Below are 18116 nucleotides of genomic sequence, written 5' to 3'. Positions count from 1 at the left end.
AGCCTCTTTACTTTCAACTACTTCCACTTTTCCAGCGGCTTTTCATAGGCATTACCGGCTGCTGTGCCAACAGGGTGGAACACCACTACCACCCGTGTTTCGCTTACAGCAGGAATATGTATACTTAATTTTTGAATGCCATTGTTAGGATTGTTCTCTGCGGGATGAGGCGATGCAGGTAAAGGAACAGCAGGTACCACTTCAAAGGTGGCATTGGCAGGGGCCAGCAGCGAGGCCATGTATTGCTTACCATGCTGGCTTAAGATCACTGACTTTTTATCGGCAGCAGGCTTTATTGCTGCACGCGTATGTGCAAACCAGTAAACATCTGTTGGGCTGCGGTTGATGATATGATCCTGTATCACTACTGCTCCTTTTTTTCTTTCCAAAGCGATACCGCGGGTCACACTGGAAGCGTCAGCGGCGTAGGCGGGTGTAAGGTCCATAATGCCATATGCACCGTCTGGCTTGCTTTCAAAGCCCGTGACTTTAGTGCCAGCCAGCGGATTCTGGTCAGCAGTTGCTGCGGGATGGATCACCAGTGTGTTATGTCCTTCGGCACGGTTACGGTAGTAGATCCAACGCTTACCATCTTTACCCGCGTTGAAATACCCGGGCACGTTGTAGTTGTCCTTGCCAAGGTCGAGAATCCATCTCTCCCCTAAAGCATCGAGGACAAAGCTGCCCAGGTCCAGGTGACTGTGGTTGGCTTTGTTGTCGCCGGCTTTAAACGCTACAAAAACGGCGGAGGTATCGTTCCATTTGCTGCGAAGGGTTACTACTTCAGCCTCCCTGAAATAAGCGTCTGGTGGCAATTGAGCAGCAGCTTTTGAAAGCGCAGCATCATACCATAGTAATGCGTATGGATCGGCGGGCTTGAACTGGTACAGGTATCCGGCAACGGCGGGCTGACTGAACATCTTTGCAAACCAGAAGAGCTGCGCACCTTTGATGCCTTCATCGCCGCCATCTGCATAGTTAAATGACTTATTAACAGGGCTGTTGAGATATAAAGGGAAGAGCCCTGTTTTAGAGAAGCCATCTATCGCCGACAAGCCAAAGTCCTGCCCCAGTGCGCTGCGCAGGGAGGCGATAATGGCTACGTTGTAGCGGGTGGCATAATTCCAGTAGCCGGGGCCTTCGTTCCAGGCGCCATCAGGCGCAAAGTGCTGCATGGCAGTGGGCAGGTGCTCCAGTACGTGCTGCAGGATAGCATTGGAAAGTTTAGGCTCTTCATCTGCTATCGCTAACGCGCCTACGCCGATACCGCCGTTACATACCTGGTTCCAGTTATGCGGCACATTGATCCACCAGCCTTTATCACGGGTGGAGAGCCCTTCGTAAGCCAGTAAGGCACGTGCCAGGCCTTTTTCTATGATGGCGGATTTAATGACCTGTTTCTGATCGGTATTCCAGTAATCGAAGAACCAGTCGTAGCCCAGGGCAAAGCCGCAGGTCATCTCTCCTACATCCAGGAAATGCTTCGGGTTCCAGTCGGGGAACTGAGCGGCTGCCTGTAGTTCCTGCCAGGCACGGACCGCAAAGCGTTCCTCCTTTGTGATGCGATAGAGGAAACCCAGTGTGGAGATACGGTCTACCACGCGGCGGCTGGTACTTAAGAGGCGCAGGCCATCCGGGATCTCATATTTTGAAGCAGGCTGGGTCAGGATCTTTTCTCCTTCTTCATATACCTGTTGGAATGCTTTCTTTACATATTCATCTGTTTCCTTTTCACGGGCGATACGTTTGAAATCGTCATCAGTAGCCATGAGGCGGGGATGCTCTTTTCGCAGTCCGCCGAGAATAGAATCTTTCGGTACACCGGCTTTTGCTTTCCCGGCAAATGGTATGGCGAGGCAACAAAGGCAAAGCCAGCGTTTGATCAATAACGAAAAATGCTGCATACGAAATAGGTTTAGCATGGTAAATCAGTCAATGTCACCGGTGAGCAGCATTCTGCTGCTGCCGTAGTCTTTATGCTGTTCCCACAAGGGTTTCAGATCGATATCAGGATAGTGTTGCGCTGCCTGTTTTGCCAGGCGAAGGTACCCATCGATGTCCATAGGTTTGATCTGTTTATGTTCCCAGGTCTTTGTTTTCTCTGCATATGGTAACAGCCAGGCGAAGGCTTTTTTCAGGCTCTTTTTACCAGGGCTTTCATAATGCCAGAGGTCGATCTTTACGTTCTCTGCCAGTTGTGCCAGCTCAAAAAAAGCGCTGAGGTTGAACTGGGAGTAGTTCCAGGAGAGGGTACGGGCCAGCTCATGCGGCTGGCTTCCGTCTTCCCTCAACTGATTATCAATCCTGGTCTGTGTCTGCTTTGTTAATAGCCCTGCGGCGATATCGGTCTGTCCGGTGAACAGGGCGATGGCCACGGCCTGTACATCGTACCAGGTGCCGTGGTTGTTCTCTTCATCTGCTTCATCGAGGCCGATGGGGCTTGTGCGCATCCATTGCAGGAATTGTTTGTACCATTCGCGGATGGCTTTATAATCTGCAGCCGGTAGCTCCGGTGCATCTTTCAGCAGCTGGATCCCATCCAGCAGGCTGGTAACGTTATGCATGTCGATCAGGCCGATGCCCCGGCCTTCTGTGATACCCGGAATGGCCTGACCGTAATTGAGATGCGGGTTCATACGGCTAGCCGGATCAATGAACCAGGTATGCAGCAGCTGCGCCGCGTGGGCGGCGTACTTTGACTGGCCGGTGTAATACCAGGCTAAACCTAAAAGGTACACGTCCTTACAAAGCGCGTTATGGAAGTCGAGGTCTTTTACTGCATAGCGTTCGGGATTGATCTCCCCGTCTTTACGGATATAGGGCAATCCATCGGGCTTAGACGGATCCGGCCACCAGTAGGGGCCTACGCTCATATAGTCGTGCTTGTCGCCACTGGGAGGCAGCTTACTTTTATAGACTACAGAATAAGGCCCTTTGGTAAGCGCCTTGTCGGCATCTTTCACCAGCTCAGCCAGCGCCTGCTGTGCAGCAGGGTCGTGCTGTGCTATCAGCTGTTTACCATGCAGCAGCACTGCAGGTTTCAGCAGAAAGGTCTGCGGTGTGTCTTCCGCAGCAAAAGCTGGCCGGGTTAACATAACAGCGGCCAGCAATGGTAAAGCATAGAGTTTCCTGATCTTCATTTCCGGGAATTTATTAAGCTACACTAAAATAATCATTACTTCATTGTATAGCGTTTCATACTGATCACGGCGCTTTTTGAGCCATTATTTACTTTGTTGATGTAAATATAGGCACGGTATTTTCCATCGGCAGTTTCTATCCAGGCGCCGGCTTCCTCTTTCAGGTTAATGGCATAATCAGGCGCGCTGGCAATATCCAGTTTTTGGAAATCTATATCATCTATATAAATGCCGTATTTGTCGCGGGCCAGGTTGTTATCGCGCAAGGCCCAGGCCCTGCTGATCTTGGAAACGTTATTGACGCCAGGTGGGAGCACCACACCCGGCAGGTATTCCGTTTTTGTGCCAGGCGATACAAAGGAATGGTTGAAAGCCACGTTCGCCATAGCACGATAGAGATATACCACATCGATCTTCGCTGCATTGGCAGCTGCATCTGTAGCATTATAGGCTTTCATATCAGCGATGGAGATAAAGCAGTTCTCTGCATCTTTTACGGGAATGTCCAGCGCCATATCCATTCTGGCAATTGTATAAGGCCCCATGAAATAGGTAACAGATTCGCCGTTGCTGCTTTTGGCAGAGAACCTGAAGCTAACTGTTTTGCCACGTGCTTCTTCCGGTATGGCATAGAAGTAACGGAGGGTAACGGCGTTGGTGTCTTTGCTGAAATTAACCGAAGTGGTATTGCCCTGGTTAGTGGAAGGCGCTCCAACTTCAACGCCCACATCTACCCCACTACCGTCTGTGTAATAAGAACGGTGTTCCAGGTAGGTAGTTCCCGCGCCCGCGATAGACGCTTCCACCTGTGCGGAAACCAGCTTCCCTCTTGCAGCCGGGAGTGCCATGGCATAGGCAAACTCAATGTTATTCCCTACGATGTTAGGTCCCAGGGAACGCTTGATACAGTCGTTCTGCAGGGCATCTTTCGGCACCGGCACTTCATACGGTTCCTCCTTACAGGACGCCATCAGCAGGAGCAGCGCTAAGAGCCAGGATGTATATTGAAAGTATTTACTCTTCATAGATCATGTTTTGATGTGATGGTCACTGTTGAATGGTAATGAAAACGGTGTAGGTCTTTCTTACCTGCCGGTTGCCGGATACCACTGTGTATTTAAGCGGGTTGGCCAGGTCTGAAAAATCCACTTTGCCGGTGATCTTGGGATCCAGCTTGGCATCGGTCACCAGTGAGAACTGCGGGTATACGTTCTTCAGATCGGTGCCGTACTGCACTTCTGCATTGATGGTGCAGGCGGTAGTATCTATCACCGGTTTCTTTGCTGTCAGCACGGTCTGGAAGTCTGATCCCAGCAATTGAAAATCGCTTACATAACATTCTGCGCGGGTGGTGATCAGCAGCCCGTCCTCATCAACAGGGAAATCGTCTTTAGAACAGCCCATCCATGCAACAGCAGTGAGCAGGAACAGGGCCAGTATGTTGCAATATCTTTTCATGTCGTAATATTTTATAGCCATGGTGTATTCTGTGTGAGGTTCGGATTGCGGTCGCGCTCACTCTGCGGGATCTTGAAAATATAATTCTGCTGGTATTCTCTTGACGGCGTGTTCTGATAGTAGCGCGTCACCTGTGCGTTATGCGTATCCATACGCCATACGCCCGGGCCACCGGGAGGTCCCCATACTCTTTCCAGCGCACGCCAGCGGCGCAGATCGAATCCGCGGTGGCCTTCGCCGAAGAGCTCTATGATGCGCTCCTGTTCGATGGCGCTGAAGAAGGCAGTTTTGCTGCCGGTTTTCTCACCTGTTAAGGGAGGCAGGTTACCACGATGACGGATCCTGTTCACCAGGTCAATAGCGTCGGCCTGCGGACCGTTTACTGCGTTGGTAGCTTCCGCGTACATGAGGTATACATCTGCCAGGCGCATTACAGGAAAATTGTAATCGCCATCGCTGCGGCCCTGACCAGCGTAGTTACGGAGGAATTTGCGCAGCACGTAACCGGAGTTGCAGCCGTCGGTATTATAAGTAATATATTTTACGCCGTTGATGGTAATGGCCTGGTTCCATGTTTTATAAATGAAGGGCACCCAGTTGGTAACTTTCAGGGAGGCCAGGCCTACGCTTACTTCGTAATCCCACATGATGGAAGCTTTCATCCGGTAATCGCGGTCTGCATAGCTGCGGGGATTTAAGGCCGAATTAGGAGCTGTTCTGGCATCAGGAGCACCGGGGTTCATGGGGATCAGCTTAGGCGCGAAATCGCCTGTAATGGTAGACTGATACCTGTCTGCTATCTCATAACGGGGCGATACCCAGCATTGAGAGTTCTCATGAGAGCGGCCGGCTACATCACGCATCAGTTCTTCACCCTGACCTGTACCGGTACCACCGTGGTTGAAGGCCATGATCATTTCACCGTCGCCGTTAGCCGCGGGTGTGAAGAGATAATAGTAGTTCGGCAATTTATCTGCTTTCCCCAGGCTGTCTATATCGCCGGGAGCGCCGCCACGGAAGAGCGTGAGGCCGTAGTCGTTGATCACTTTATGGAAGTCTGCAGCAGCGGCATTATAGGCAGCGGTAGCGGCTCCTTTATCTGCGGTGAAGCCTTCCAGTTCCGGCCAGCCGAAATCGTTCCAGCAGGCCCAATACAGTTGCAGTTTACCACGAAAGGCGAGCGCAGCCGCTTTGGAAGCGCGTCCTATTTCAGGCGCTTTCACAGGCAGCTTTTCAAATGCATAGGTGAAGTCTGCCATGATGGAGTCTTTCACCTGTGCGATGGGCGTTCTTGCAATAGTGGCCACTTCTGCGTTACTGTATACCGTACTGCCGATATAAGGCACATGGCCCCACATGGATATTAACCTGAAATATACCATGCCTCTCAGCAGGCGTGCTTCGCCAATGATCCTTTCCAGGTTGGGCAGAGAAGCAGCGGTAGCATTAGGCAGCATTTTGGTAACGTTATCTATCACATAGTTGGCGCGGTTTACGCCGCCGTACAGGTTCTTGAACATCCTGTCGAAACTGCCTCCATATCCGCTGGGGTTATAGTTGCCGTCGCGATAGGCATCGCCATGCAGCAGATCGTCAGCAACGGTGCTGGTACCGCGTGTCCTGAAGTATTCTCCATGGCCATCGAGATAATAATCACGGTCAAACAATGACCTTACGTTGGCATAAGCGCCCATGATGGCATAGGTGGCATCGTCTTCTGTTTTCCAGTAGGATGCGGCGCCTAATTCGGTAGTAGGCTGCTGATCCAGCAGGTTTTTCATACAGCCTGCAGTAAGGATGCTCCAGCCAGCCAGTGCGCAAATGAATGATATTTTTAAAGATGATCTCTTCATAGTTTCAATGTTTTAAAGCCCCACGTTAAACCCGAATGAATAAGATTTATTCAATGGATATGCATCGCTCCTGTTGCCTGTCTTCTCCGGGTCGAGGCCACGGAAGGAAGTAATGGTGGCCAGGTTCTCCGCAGATCCGAAGATGCGGAAGCTGCTGATGCCGATGTGTTTCAGTAATCTGTCGGGTATAGAGTATCCCAGCTGGATGTTCTTCAACCTTAAGTAGCTGAGGTTATCCAACCAGAAGGTGGTCTCTTCCTTGTTGGCGTTTCCGCCCAGGCGGGGCCACAGACCATCGCGGTTCTCTACTGACCAGGGATTGGTCCAGTGGGCTTCTGTAGCTGCATAACGCTGTGCAGAGAAGTTGACGTCATTATAGTTATTGAGCCAGTAATCCTTACGGCCGGCAGCGCCCTGGAACAGGAAGGCGAAGTCGATACCCTTCCAGGAGATGTTGCCGCTGAACGCATAGTTGGTAGTGGGCCTGTCGCGCTGTGTATGCGGATAGGCTTTCTTATCATTGCCATCTATCTTACCATCGCCGTTCAGGTCTTTACGGAGTATATCGCCGGGAGATGCGCCTTGCGGAGTAGCATTGTATACATCCTGCCAGGTTTGTGCGATGCCCTTATCCTCATAGGTATAGAGGAAATGGTAGGGCATGCCGATGAATGTCCAGCCTTTGGCGAGGAATTCGTTCCATGATTTCAGCACGGTAGCGTTGTAGGATCCGTTGATGTTAAAGCCATAGCGTATCTGTCCTATTTTGTCTGACCAGGTAAGGTTCAGTTCTACCCCACGGTTGCGCAGGTCGCCGATGTTCTTACGCGGTGCGGTATACGCGCCGGTGAGGAGGATGGACATATCGGAAGGACGGTTCATACCGGTGGTAAGGCGGTTGTAATAATCCAGTTCTGCGGTGAGGCGGTTATCCAGGAAAGCCAGGTCCAGGCCGAGGTTGAGCACGCGGGTAGTTTCCCAGCTCAGATCGGCGTTCACCATCTTTTCATTGATGAATCCTTTCTGGATCGCGTTGGTGTAATAGTTCATCTGCGCCAGTGTTGTCTGTTGCTCGTACCTGTCTACCCCGCTGTTGTTACCCAGGCTGCCGTAAGACACACGGAACTTACCGCGGGTAAGGAAGCTGCGGGTAAAGCGGTTGATGAATTTCTCTTCGGTAAAATGCCATCCCGCTGCTATAGAGGGAAAGAAACCAAACTGGTGGCCCGGCAGGAACTTGGATGAGCCGTCATAACGGAAATTGGCCTCCAGCAGATACTTATCAAAAGCAGTATAGTTAACACGGCCGATATAGGAGCGCAGGCCTTCTGTGCTGGAATTACCGCCGGTGCCCTGTATATCAGTGAGGGCTGCATCCACCTCATGCAAGGTGGGATGCAGGCGATCATTCCTGGAGCTGCCCTGGTAGCGGTCATACCAGTATTCTTCACTATAAGCCGCCATTGCACTAACCTGGTGGTGGCGGGCAATGGTCTTTTCGTAGTTCAGACGGCCGGTAAGCATAGTCTTGTAACCGGTATTGGTATAGTTACCCACTCCGGCATTAGCGCCTACATAAATACGGCTGCCGAAAGAATTGGTTTGAAAGTTATAGGACGTGTTCGGGTTGTTGGCGTTCCAGCGGAACTGGTTGTAATAGTTCAGCGCGTAGTCAACACGGCCGGTAAGCCCTTTGAGCGGCGACCAGTCCCAGTAAATACTTCCATTTGCTTCCTGCCTGTTCTGTCGGTTCAGCGTGTTCTGGTAAACGGTATAGGGATTATAGGCCTGCGGGTCTTCATTGTAGGCCATTACACCGCCGTAGTGATCCGTTGCAGGATCATAGGGTGTGATACCAGCAATAGCGTAACGCATATCAAAGCCGGCGGTGTTACCTGGATCATCATCTGTAAAGCCATCTTGCAGCGCATATACGAATTTGGTCCAGTTGCCGTAAAACTTAACGCCCACGTTCATGTTCTTACGCAGTTTAGCATCGTAGTTAAAGCGGGCGCTGTATCTTTTAAAGTCGTTATTGATCTGAAGGCCTTTTTCATCCTGTACGCCTACAGAGATGAAGAAGTTGGTATTCTCTGTACCTCCTGACGCAGAGAGATTGTAGTTCTGCATCTGGCCGTCGCGCATAATGATATCCCACCAGTCGGTATTCGGGTAACGCAGGGGATCTATCATGCCCATGGCCATCCACTGATCGATGGTACCGTTCTTGAACAGGAAGAGCGAAGGCAATGTATTTACTGCTGCCAGGCGCTGTTCGAGCGTGAGCGCGCGGGGATAGTCTGCCAGGAACTTATATGCCTTGGTAGGCTTTACCAGCGCGAAATTGGAATTGAAATTGATCTGCGTTTTACGTTGTCCTTTACCTGATTTGGTAGTGATCAGGATAACGCCGTTGGCGGCCCTGGAGCCATATACTGCGGCGGAGGTCGCATCTTTCAGCACGGAAATGCTTTCCACATCATTCATGTTGATGCGGTTGATATCTACATCGGGCATACCGTCTACCACTACCAGGGGACTTGCATTGTTCACCGTACCCAAGCCACGGATCACCAGGTCGGCCGAGTTCTTGCCCGCCATACCGGACGCCTGTGTAACAGACAGGCCGGGCACCAATCCAGACAATGCAGAGGATGCGTTAGGCACAGAGCGGCTGGCCAGCTTCTGATCCACCTTCACGGCAGATACGGCGCCTACCAGGTTCACTTTCTTCTGCGTGCCATAACCCACTACCACTACTTCGCCCAGGGCTTTCTGATCGGGCCTTAGCTGTGCGTTAATGGTATGCTGGCCATTAAAAGCGATCTCCTGTTTCTCAAAGCCCATGGAGCTGAGGATGAGAGTTGCTTTGGATGATCTTATATTCAGTGAGAACTTTCCTTCATTATCCGTTACGGCGCCGTTGCCTGTACCTTTTATAGATACGGTAACGCCGGGCAGGGGTTGATTAGCTTCGTCTGTAACGCGGCCGGTGACTGTTCGCTGTTGCGGCTGCGCGGTATCCTGCCTGAACAAAGCTGATGTTACCGGTAACGCAGCGCGGGCCGCAGGGGCGGCAATGGCTGTCAGTACCAGTGCAAGCAGCGCCTGTACGGCATGCAGCCAACGTGGAAATCTGATGAGTAGAAATTTCTGCATGATGTGTTAGTTTGGTATAAGACAAAAAGATAGCTGCACACACTTTTCGTGTATGTTATAAGGATAGTTGCATAGATTAGTCCTTTATCAATGCAATCGTTTGCACATAGATAGCTGCAATTTCTTTGTACTACATGTTCATAAAGTGAAAGTTTAATCTTTTTGAAAAAGGAATCGTGGTCTGGTCTGACGGATAATCAGTGCAATCGTTTGCACTATCTGGCATAAAAAAAGCCCTAACTAAACGGTCATAATTGGAAATTTAACGGTTGAACAAGATTTTGGTTTTAAGCTGACGACGTGATTGTTTCGCTCTTCTATACGTGGAACTCCCTATTAAAAACTCATACTGAACTTTTAACGTAGAATAATTTAGTCCTCTTGAAACAAATGTATAAAAAAACAATCGATTGTAAGAAAAATATTTAGTGGTATTTTATGCATTTTTGGGCGTTGCCTGCATCATCTGCCTGTAACAACTATATTGTATATATATCCCGGACTTACATGAGATACCTATTTTTCGCCTTAATAATGCTGCTCAACGTCCTTTCGTCCTTCGCCCAGGGCAATTTATCGGGAAGCATCAAACACAGTCATTATACCTATGTATACCGGCTCGACCCCGGGGAAGCAGATGACCTGAACTTCAGGGGCCTTAAAAAGGTTCAGGAAAAGCACCTGCATTCCCTGGCTGACTCGTTCATGGCAGGAACAAGCACTCCTCCCCTGCGGCCGGGTAACTACCTGTTTGTACATGCAGACGGCAACAAACTGGTGTACCAGCTGTATACTACCAGGGACCTGGAGGTTAAGACGATCAGCAACGACCATGACCTGGCTGTTGCCGTTCATACCCCGCAGGGTGTGCTGATAGACAATGCCGACGTAAGGTTGAATCATAAATCACTGGCGTATAATACAGCAACGAAAACCTATGGCCCGGTACGCAGGAAAAAACCCGGAGCCATACGCGTATACTATAATAATACCAGCTACTACTTTCCCTTTGTCTATGACAGGTGGAGCCGGCCTTTCTTCCAGCAGTTAACCCATAGCTTTCCGCTTAAGTACATTACATCCCTTTTGCGGAACAAACGTCAGAAACGATACGGTGGAAGGGAGTATTTCGAAGATGCTACTGCTTATGAACAGCAATTTAAAGGCTTTATGGTTTTCAATAAACCCAGGTATAAACCGGGTGATACCGTTTTTATGAAAGCCTTTGTGGAAACTGCTAAAGGAAAGCCTGTAAACAGGCCCCTGATACTGCGCATTACCGACAACTATTTTGGGATAGACACTATCCTGGCAAGCGTGAGACCATACCGGGCAGGAGGATATACCTGCCAGTTTGTATTATCAGATTCACTGGACCTGGACCTGGACGAAAAGTATATGCTTACCCTCGAAGAAGAAAGCAGCAGAAAGTATGACCTGGACGAGTATGAGGGAGATCTTGATGAAGATGAATACGCACTTAAACGCAAAGTGCTGATACGTGGCAAATTTGAATATGAAGAATATGAGCTGCAGTCTGTTTCCTTTCATGCACGTAGCAGTAAGGAAGCACATAGCAGGGGTGAACAATTGTCTGTCTTCCTGAAGGCGGTGGACGATAACGAGATGGCGGTAATGGACGGGCGCGTGAACATCCTGGTAACGGCAAGTCAATATGGCGCCACTACCTTTCATGCGCCAAAGGTATTCGTGGCGGATACCCTGTGGTACCATAGCCAACAGCTTGAAAGCCTGGGAGAAACCAAAATCAATATCCCCGACAGTATCTTTCCCAGGATGAGCTTCAGCTATGATATACGATGCACATTCCTGAATACCAATAACGAATCACAGGAAGAGGTGCTTCATCAACGTTATCACTACTCTCCCTGGTCGCTTTCATTTGAGTCACGGAAAGACAGTCTTATAATAAATTACCTGCGTTCCGGCAAACCGGTTACGGGCAAGGGTAAGCTCTATGCATCCGGCAGCGTTAGCGATACCATTGAGACACACGAGATCCAGCTGCCTGCCATTATTAAAATAAATCCATTTGCCAGCTCCTATAAGGTAGTAGCAGACAGCGCATCTGACAGCTATGAGTTTGAGCAGTCTGCAGGCATGGTCTCCTGCCAGGGCTTTCGTACCAGGGATTCCATAACAGTAGGCCTGGTAAATCCGCATCACCTTCCCGTATGGTATACTGTTTTTGCAGGTAATAAAATAATATTGCGCGGTTATGGCGATACGCTTTTCTACCGTGAGAAAACCGGCAAACCCGGGAACTGCTTTGTGGCCCTCCAGTATATCTATTCGGGCCGTGTGTACAAGGAAAACTATACCATTCCTTACCAGGACAGGTTGCTGAGCATTCATACCAATCAGCCGGAGGCCGTATATCCGGGCCAGAAAGTGCAGGTAAGCGTGGAAGTAACAGATCATAACGGAGCAGCGGTTCCAAATGCAGATATTACTGCCTATGGTTTTACCCGGAAATTTGATGAAGTGACGCCACCATCTGTTCCTTATTTTGGCAAGATATACCCGAACCGGAAGTTCTACATCTTCCCCGGGCTCAAGGCAAAAGAAGCGATGGAGTACCAGGCTGTTCTCAACTGGCAACGCTGGAGCCGTGAAATGAAGCTGGATACAATAGAATATTATAAATTCCTGCATCCCCAAAGTATATACGTAAACCTGGAGCCCGCCGCAGACAGCATCAGCCAGATCGCTCCTTTTGTTGTTGATAAAGGGGATCTGCAAGCAGTACACCTGGTCTATATCGATGAGGTGCCCGTCTTCTTCCACCAGGCCAGGCAAATGCAACGCTACAGTTTCCGGGCGCCGGAAGGCAGGCACAGCATCCGCCTCCGCACCAGCGATAAGCTGATCACAATAGATAGTGTATGGATCACCAAAGGCATGAAGACCTTCCTGTCTGTTGACGTGAACCAGGCCAACAGTCATGTGCAGATCACCAAAATGCCGGAGCAGCTTACTAAATATGAAACGCAGTTATGGAGCAAATACATGCTGCTCATCAATAACAACTTTGGTGAGCATTTCGCCTACATACAGCAAAATGGTGATTACGTTTTACTGAACGGACCCAATACCTATAACCCCTACTCCATACTGGCAGGGCCCTTTGCCAACAACCTGGCCAAGCTGGTGGTAAAAGATAAATTTGAGCAATACTTTGAGACAGCCGGTTCCTGGGATTATACCATTTCCCAAGGGCTGGTCCGCCAGCAGCAGTCATGTAATCCCTACCTTTTCAGCCCGATGTTGGGTACCGTCTCACCCAATTATGATTTCCATGATTTCGTGCTGACAGCACCTGAAATTGACAGTCTCTGGCAGGATTACCTGGATAACCGCAGCAGCAATACAAGGCTGTTCCGAAGTGACAACAACGATAAGGCGGGCAACGGGCGTTTAAGGATTAGTATACCGCCTGGCCCCGACAATAAAAGTCTATTCGTAAAAAATATCATCGTTTTCCGCTATGACGATCCGGACTTCACTGCGATATATCCCGGCATTGACAGGGACCTGGGCTACTTTAACCTTGGAAAATACCGCCTGCTTTTCCTGCTTAAGAAGAACCGCTACTTCATTAAAGACAGCATTACCGTACTGCCCGATGGTTTAAATTACTATGAGGTAACAGACCTAATTGAAAAAGAAGCAGACAGCACCAGCTCGGGCATTGCCAGGATCATAGAGAAACGCGACAGGAATGATCTCTCCGGCCAGACCAACGCTGATCTGAATGGCATCAAGGAAACATTCAATGAAAGATACCTGGACCCTGCAGTATTCACATCAGTGATCGGCGGTACCGTTTACGATGACTCAGGTATGCGCTTATCCGGGGCGAGCATTGTTGTGAAGGGAACGCGGGTAGGTACCACTACAGATATGCAGGGCCGTTTCAGCATGAAAGTGCCCCCCGGCAGCACGATCGTGGTGAATGCTATCGGTTATCTCCAAGAGGAGATCAGGATCACAGAAAGCGATTACTACAATATCCGGCTGAGTGTTTCGGTGGATAAACTCGAAGAAGTTGTAGTGGTTGGGTATGGAACAACAAAACGGACCAATGCTGATTATGTGGTAGACGCACAAAATATGCTCCAGGGCAAAGTGGCAGGATTGATGATCAGAGGTGCGAGTGGTAACAGCGCCGGGGCCAGCCCGTTGATCATCGTAGACGGCTTACCCTGGAGCGGCAAGCTGGAAGATCTGGACCAGCGACTCCTGGCTGACATGAATGTATTAAATGGAGCAGCCGCCACAGCCATATATGGCTCCAGGGCCGCAGCAGGCGTTATTATTGTAACCACTAAAAAAATGGCTCAAGCCGACACAACTAACGTTCCGCTGCCAGGCAGCTCACTCCGCCGCAACTTCCGGGACCACAGCTACTGGCAGCCAAAACTGGTGACAGATGCAAGTGGCAAGGCTTCGTTCGAGGTTACCTATCCGGATGATATCACCAGCTGGCGAACCTTCACCATCGCCATGAGCGATCATAAACAATCCGGTTTCCTGGAGCAAACGGTCCGCTCGTTCAAAGCCCTGAGCGGCAATATCAGTCTGCCGCAGTTTGCCGTGCAGGGAGACACCATGCACGTGATCGGGAAAACACTCAACTATCTTGCTGACAGCATTACGGTAAAAAGAACTTTTACGGTGAATGACACTCCGTTTAAAGAGCATATGATCGGCCTGCGCAATGCCTGGATCGATACATTCGCCATTACAGCAGGCAATGATGACTCGCTCCGCCTGAAATATACCATACAAAGACCTAACGGCTATTTTGACGGGGAGGAAAGAACCATACCGGTGTTCCGTCCAGGTGTATCTGCCACATCCGGGATCTTTGTTCCGCTGTATAAGGATACCACTTTCCGGCTTACATTACAACCAGATACGAGCGCTATACAACTCTATGCTGAAACTTCCCTCCTACCGGTATGGTATGAGGAAGCAGAAAACATTCATCGCTATGAATATTTTTGTAACGAACAGCTGGCCTCCAAATTAAAAGCATTACTGGCGCAAAAGAAAATAGACGAGCGCCTTCAACGACCCTTTAAAAGAGAAAAGAATATCCGCGAGCTGATTAAGCAGCTTAGCCAGGGAAGATCACAGGCCGGGCTCTGGGGATGGTGGGCCAACTCGCAGCCATCTGCCTGGATCACGCTGCATGCCATAGAAGCGCTACTGGATGCTGAAAAGAACGGCTATTCAATTTCCATAGATCGAAAACTGCTGACGGATTACCTGGTCTATAACGTGGAAAGCTATCAAGGCACTGAAAAGATCGCTACTTTACAGCTGTTACGACAGCTGGGCGCCAAAGCCGATTTTAAAACATATATAGATTCCATTGAAAAGCGCCTGTTCACTACATCCCTTTATGAGCAGCTGCACCTTGCGGAACTTAAACAACAGCTTGGACTGCCGGTGGTATTAGATACCTTTATCCGTAAACAGCAGCATACCGTGTTCGGTAATACTTACTGGGGAGAAGAGAAATATGCGTTTTTCAACAACGCTGTACAAAACACCCTGTGCATGTACCGCATGCTAAAAAAGGCGGGCGGCCATGAGGATCTTTTACAAAGAACGCTGGCTTATCTGCTGGAGGAAAAAAGAAGCGGCCACTGGCGCAATACGTATGAATCGTCTCTGATACTGGAGACCATTTTGCCAGACCTGCTGGGTGCAGATGCAAGCTTAAAACCAGCGACTTTAACGATCCAGGGCGAAGAGCAAATGTCTGTAACTACGTTTCCTTTTTCCAAAGAGATCAGGACCGCCGGGCCACTCACTATCAGCAAGCAAGGCAGTATGCCCATCTACTTCACCGCCTACCGCCGGTATTGGGACACTCATCCTGCAAAGCTGTCCGGTAATTTTGAAGTAAGCAGCTCCTTTGAGCAGGACGGGCAGACCGTTACATTGCTAAAGGCCGGCACACCGGTAATGTTGAAAGTAAAGGTAGATGTAAAAGCAGACGCCGATTATGTAATGGTAGAAGTCCCCATCCCTGCAGGATGTTCTTATAAGGATAAAAACCAGGCTTACCTCAACAATGAAGTTCACCGTGAGTATTTCAAAAATAAAGTAAGCATATTCTGTAACAGCTTGTCCAAAGGCAAGCATGAGTTCACTGTTTCATTGCTGCCCAGGTACAACGGCGTTTATACTTTAAACCCCGCCAAGGCGGAAATGATGTATTTTCCTATATTTAACGGCAGAGAGGCTATTAAAAAAGTGCACATTGAATAGATCATTAAAACGGAACATACATCATGCAGATATACCAGCAAGCTATTGAGCTGAAAGAAAGAGCCAGGGGCTTTCATCTCATTACCACAGAAGTATTACACGCATTGCCACAGATCAACCGGCTGGCATGCGGGATGTGCCAGGTTTTCATCCAGCATACCTCTGCGTCCCTTTGTATCAACGAGAACGCCGATCCTACCGTGCGGGTGGATTTTGAAACCTATTTTAATAAAGCCGTGCCTGAGAACGACCCGGATTATGTGCATAATGACGAAGGGCCGGATGATATGCCAGCGCATCTGAAAGCCGCCATTCTTGGCAGCTCTGTGATGATCCCTATCCGGAACGGCCGGCTGGCATTGGGCACCTGGCAAGGCGTTTATTTATGTGAGCACCGTGATCACGGAGGGAAAAGAAGACTTGTCATCACCGCGTGGGGAGAATAGCCTTAGCGGCTTTCTTCCCTTTCTTTTTGCCCGAGCATAAAGCGATGAAAGCTGCAGTGGCTACTGTGCATACCAGTACCTTTGCTATCAGGCGGGTGCGGTTATGCTTCCATTCTGCTTTCCATCCCCATTCAGCAAAAATATTGGGAACATGTCCCTGCTTCAGGTCGTCGATGATGCCCTCTACGACGTTCACTCTGTCTGCCAGCAACAGCGGTATCCAGTGAGCAAAGCTGCCTTCGCTGTGCTCAAAAGCATAGCGGCGTATTTTTCCGCTAAAGCCGGAAGGCGGGACAGATGTACCGAAAACAGCTGATACAACAGGCCGCTCATTGGAATGCAATATTTCCACATCCGGCGGTTGGAGCGGCGGACGTTGATAAGATAAGCGTTTATGATCGTCGCCATTATATCTCTTCATGGGATAGGTGGGATCATTTTCCGGGTCAGCGTCAATGCCCCAGCCTTTGATATGCGAAAACTGGTTGTTCAGGTCTTCCATGATAATTGTTTTAAGCATTTGCAGATGGTGGAATAAGAACAGGTTTGATACAGCCATCGAGCTTTGAGGAGAAGAGCTGGTAGGCGTCTGCCACTTCCTCCAGGGGTATCCGGTGAGTGATGATCTCGCTGGGCTTCACCCTTCCTGACATCACATGATCGATCAACCTGGGCAGCAGGCGTTTCACTGATACCTGGTTGGCCCTGATGGTAATGCCCTTGTTCACCACGTTACCAATTGGCACCAGGTTGCCGGTGGGGCCATACACCCCTACTATTGAAACAATACCGCCTTTCTTTACTGAATTGATAGCCCAGTGCAGTGCGGTAGCCGATCCCGCCTGCAGCATCATCTTTCTCCCCGTAATGGTTTGCATAGCGCTGCCTGCTGCTTCACAGCCTACCGCATCAATACAAACATCTGCACCGAAATAGTCTGTTGACTTCTTGAGGAACAATACCGGGTCGCCCAGAGAGCGGAAATTATAGGCTTCACACTGTGCGTAGGTGCGTACAAAATCGAGCCGGTATTCCAGGTGATCTATAACGATCACACGGCCAGCGCCGAACAGCCAGGCGCTTTTAGCGGCCATAATGCCAACAGGCCCTGCGCCGAACACCACCACCGTATCTCCTTTCCTGATGCCGCCCATTTCTGCCGCCTGGTAGCCGGTAGGAAAAACATCTGTTAACAGCACGGCGTCATCCGGATCCATCCCCGAAGGGATCACAACCGGACCGACATCGGCATAAGGCACGCGCACATATTCCGCTTGTCCGCCGTCATATCCGCCGGCAGTATGCGAGTACCCAAAAATACCGCCCACAGCTGTAGCCTCCGGATTTGATTCATGACAGTTGCCAAATAAACCCTGCGTGCAGAAGGGACAAACACCGCAGGCAATATTGAAAGGCACCAGCACGTGGTCGCCCGGTTTCAGCCGTTGCACCGCCGTCCCTACGGCTTCTACTACGCCGGTGAACTCGTGCCCAAAGGTAGATCCTACACGCGTATCCGGCACCAGGCCATGGTACAAATGCAGGTCGGACCCGCAGATGCAGGAGCGGGTAACGCGCACAATGGCATCGCCGGGATGTAGCAGTTCAGGATAAGGCTTGTTGAAATCGGGGCGGATCCTGTAGGGTCCGCGATAGTTCATGGCAAGCATGGTTAATGGTTTACTTAAGGAACAGAAAAACCGTACCAATTGTGCGTTTACCGGGCATGAGGCACTACGGTAAGCAAGCTTTGC

General features: G+C 49.9%; 10 protein-coding genes. 2 read left to right on the top strand and 8 right to left on the bottom strand.

From position 1 onward, the window contains the following. Positions 1-17 precede the first annotated feature (17 nt). Genes ACR9Y8_RS25590 through ACR9Y8_RS25565 form a run of 6 tightly spaced genes read right to left on the bottom strand, consistent with a single transcriptional unit; the run spans position 18 to position 9610 of the window. On the bottom strand, positions 18-1904 hold the full coding sequence (locus ACR9Y8_RS25590; protein WP_481216098.1) for a heparinase II/III domain-containing protein: 1887 nt from the start codon (positions 1902-1904) through the stop codon (positions 18-20). Positions 1905-1928: 24 nt separating this feature from the next. Further along, entirely contained in the window at positions 1929-3140 is a 1212-nt protein-coding gene (locus ACR9Y8_RS25585; protein WP_481216097.1) for an alginate lyase family protein, read from the bottom strand. Between the two features lie 35 nt (positions 3141-3175). Next, on the bottom strand, positions 3176-4165 hold the full coding sequence (locus ACR9Y8_RS25580; RefSeq protein ID WP_481216096.1) for a DUF4466 family protein: 990 nt from the start codon (positions 4163-4165) through the stop codon (positions 3176-3178). 22 nt (positions 4166-4187) lie between these two features. Further along, on the bottom strand, positions 4188-4598 hold the full coding sequence (locus tag ACR9Y8_RS25575) for a hypothetical protein (protein WP_481216095.1): 411 nt from the start codon (positions 4596-4598) through the stop codon (positions 4188-4190). Between the two features lie 11 nt (positions 4599-4609). After that, positions 4610-6451 carry a RagB/SusD family nutrient uptake outer membrane protein gene (locus ACR9Y8_RS25570; protein ID WP_481216094.1) on the bottom strand — a complete coding sequence of 614 codons (1842 nt, stop codon included), beginning with the start codon at positions 6449-6451 and terminating at the stop codon, positions 4610-4612. Positions 6452-6463: 12 nt separating this feature from the next. Continuing rightward, positions 6464-9610 (bottom strand): SusC/RagA family TonB-linked outer membrane protein, encoded by a 3147-nt coding sequence (locus tag ACR9Y8_RS25565; RefSeq protein WP_481216093.1) that lies wholly within the window; start codon positions 9608-9610, stop codon positions 6464-6466. Between the two features lie 507 nt (positions 9611-10117). Between ACR9Y8_RS25565 and ACR9Y8_RS25560 the strand changes: the two genes are divergently transcribed. Both ACR9Y8_RS25560 and ACR9Y8_RS25555 read left to right on the top strand, forming a co-directional pair. After that, a complete protein-coding gene (locus ACR9Y8_RS25560) occupies positions 10118-15916 on the top strand; it encodes an alpha-2-macroglobulin family protein (RefSeq protein WP_481216092.1) in 5799 nt (1932 codons plus the stop codon). 23 nt (positions 15917-15939) lie between these two features. Then, the gene (locus ACR9Y8_RS25555; RefSeq protein ID WP_481216091.1) at positions 15940-16362 is read left to right on the top strand and encodes a secondary thiamine-phosphate synthase enzyme YjbQ; all 423 of its coding nucleotides are present in this window, start codon (positions 15940-15942) and stop codon (positions 16360-16362) included. Here ACR9Y8_RS25555 and ACR9Y8_RS25550 read toward each other — a convergent pair. Next, on the bottom strand, positions 16343-16864 hold the full coding sequence (locus tag ACR9Y8_RS25550; protein WP_481216090.1) for a hypothetical protein: 522 nt from the start codon (positions 16862-16864) through the stop codon (positions 16343-16345). The two genes, ACR9Y8_RS25555 and ACR9Y8_RS25550, sit on opposite strands and share 20 nt — an antisense overlap. Positions 16865-16874: 10 nt before the next feature. Further along, a complete protein-coding gene (locus ACR9Y8_RS25545) occupies positions 16875-18023 on the bottom strand; it encodes a zinc-dependent alcohol dehydrogenase (RefSeq protein ID WP_481216089.1) in 1149 nt (382 codons plus the stop codon). Positions 18024-18116 lie beyond the last annotated feature (93 nt).

The organism is Chitinophaga sp. SVR4-12A, from assembly GCF_056754765.1.
This window is presented reverse-complemented; position numbering and strand designations above follow the sequence as displayed.

What these genes read in the sequence shown, in the direction of transcription:
- ACR9Y8_RS25590 (WP_481216098.1), bottom strand. Translation starts at nt 1,904, where the DNA reads ATGCAGCATTTTTCGTTATTGATCAAACGCTGGCTTTGCCTTTGTTGC.
- ACR9Y8_RS25585 (WP_481216097.1), bottom strand. Translation starts at nt 3,140, where the DNA reads ATGAAGATCAGGAAACTCTATGCTTTACCATTGCTGGCCGCTGTTATG.
- ACR9Y8_RS25580 (WP_481216096.1), bottom strand. Translation starts at nt 4,165, where the DNA reads ATGAAGAGTAAATACTTTCAATATACATCCTGGCTCTTAGCGCTGCTC.
- ACR9Y8_RS25575 (WP_481216095.1), bottom strand. Translation starts at nt 4,598, where the DNA reads ATGAAAAGATATTGCAACATACTGGCCCTGTTCCTGCTCACTGCTGTT.
- ACR9Y8_RS25570 (WP_481216094.1), bottom strand. Translation starts at nt 6,451, where the DNA reads ATGAAGAGATCATCTTTAAAAATATCATTCATTTGCGCACTGGCTGGC.
- ACR9Y8_RS25565 (WP_481216093.1), bottom strand. Translation starts at nt 9,610, where the DNA reads ATGCAGAAATTTCTACTCATCAGATTTCCACGTTGGCTGCATGCCGTA.
- ACR9Y8_RS25560 (WP_481216092.1), top strand. Translation starts at nt 10,118, where the DNA reads ATGAGATACCTATTTTTCGCCTTAATAATGCTGCTCAACGTCCTTTCG.
- ACR9Y8_RS25555 (WP_481216091.1), top strand. Translation starts at nt 15,940, where the DNA reads ATGCAGATATACCAGCAAGCTATTGAGCTGAAAGAAAGAGCCAGGGGC.
- ACR9Y8_RS25550 (WP_481216090.1), bottom strand. Translation starts at nt 16,864, where the DNA reads ATGGAAGACCTGAACAACCAGTTTTCGCATATCAAAGGCTGGGGCATT.
- ACR9Y8_RS25545 (WP_481216089.1), bottom strand. Translation starts at nt 18,023, where the DNA reads ATGAACTATCGCGGACCCTACAGGATCCGCCCCGATTTCAACAAGCCT.